The 1,611-nt window shown below is 56.3% G+C and carries 1 protein-coding gene; it reads right to left on the reverse strand.

The window, feature by feature from the left end:
• The coding region (locus ACQUQ0_RS17515) for a transcriptional regulator (protein WP_435187030.1) at nt 1–1,610 on the reverse strand (1,610 nt) is incomplete at its 3' end.
• Between the last annotated feature and the right edge of the window lies 1 nt (nt 1,611).

Below are 1,611 nucleotides of genomic sequence, written 5' to 3' on the forward strand. Positions count from 1 at the left end.
TACGTATTGAGCCGACCGCTACGATCGACGATGATCTGTCCTTCCTCTTCGAGCTTCCGGAGTTTGTTGTAGATCTGGTGATCGGGGAAATCTAGCTCTTCTCGGAGGTCTTCGATTGTTTTCGTGGCGTCCAACGAGACGAGTAGCGCGTTCTCGAGACAGTACGAGACGAGTCGGTCCGTGATTGGCGCGACAATATTGTGTCGCTCGTCGAGGACATCGAGCGTATCGAGCACAGCAAACGAGAAGAATTGGCCAGTGCGATCTTCCTGGGTCTTGATCTCTCGGAAGATGCTCTCCCAGTCGAGGTCGGCTTGTCTGGCGATCAGTGCGGCATCTTCGAGGTCGCCTTCGCGTTCCGTAATCGATTTGAACACGAAGATGTCGGTCAGCGAGAGCAGATGTACGTGAAGATCGCCGTACTCGAATGATTGGTCGCACCGCTCGATCATCGCCGGCGTCAACTGGAGCTGGCCGGCGACCGCCTCCACGAAAATATCCCAGCGCGGAAACCCGTCCTTCTCCAGCACAATACTGGGATCAAGCTGGTTGTATGCCGCTTCCAAGTCACTACGCTCCTCGTATCCCAGGTCCTGAAGCGCTTCGGCGATTGTAAAGAACGTCTGTCCGTCCTCAACGACGATGTCGACGTCTTTCGTCGAATCTTTCAACCCACGTAGAATGAGGTTGCCGCCTCCGAGATGATACACGTCGACAGACGTCTCCAGGTGGTCGCCAAGCTCTTCGAGCCCCCGTCGAAGGCTATCTTCCGGATGTTGGCCGCGCGGATAGACCCCATAATCGTTCGCGAGATCGATGAATTCCTCCCACGGGAGAAAGAGCTCATCGTGGTGGACCTCCCGCTGGTCGATGTATGCAAAGAGATCTGCCCATTTCTCGACGCACTCCCACCTGTTTGCGAGCCGCCACAGGTCGCTGGCGTCGAGGCTCGCGCGGTGGGTCAGATAGAATACGCCAGCCATCGCCATCTGTTTCTTGTTCTCAGCGACGGTCACTGCATGGATCAGAACCTCCTCGAGTTCCAGCGACCGATCACCTTGATAGACGTAGGTCTTCGCTGGGTGATAGTCAACACCGTAGCGAGTGAACGCCGAGAACGCAGTCGGCGTCCCATCGACGGTGTCCTTGCTCGTTGCGACCAGTCGGTCGCCGTTCGCGCGATATTCGGTTTCGAACGGTGTCGTTCGGGTTCTCGCTTCGAGGAACGACCGAAGCGTGTCATCGGTGATAGCATACCCGTCGTCCGTGTGTGCGATCGCACCCGTCTCCTGGATCTCGTTCAAATGCTTGTAGAGCGTGGACTTGGCGAACCCCTGTGTTTGTAACTCCGAAATCGTCTTCGGACCGTCGAGCAGCGCACCCAAAATGTCCTCTTTCGTCCCTATCAGCACGTTCTCGAGTGCGTAGCGGTCGAGAAGCTCGGCAAGCAGTGATGCTTCGTATGTGTGGGCTAGTTGGACGCCGTCAGTTCGGTCTACAAGATGGGCGTTTTCGAGGTCGCCAACGACCTCCGACGTCCAGCTCTGACTTTTATCGATGGCATCGGCTAATTCGCCAACAGAGTAGGACTGATCCCGCAAACAGTCGATT

This window comes from Halobellus sp. EA9 (genome assembly GCF_051195055.1).
In the GTDB taxonomy this organism is placed as follows: Archaea; Halobacteriota; Halobacteria; order Halobacteriales; family Haloferacaceae; genus Haloquadratum; species Haloquadratum rubicundus.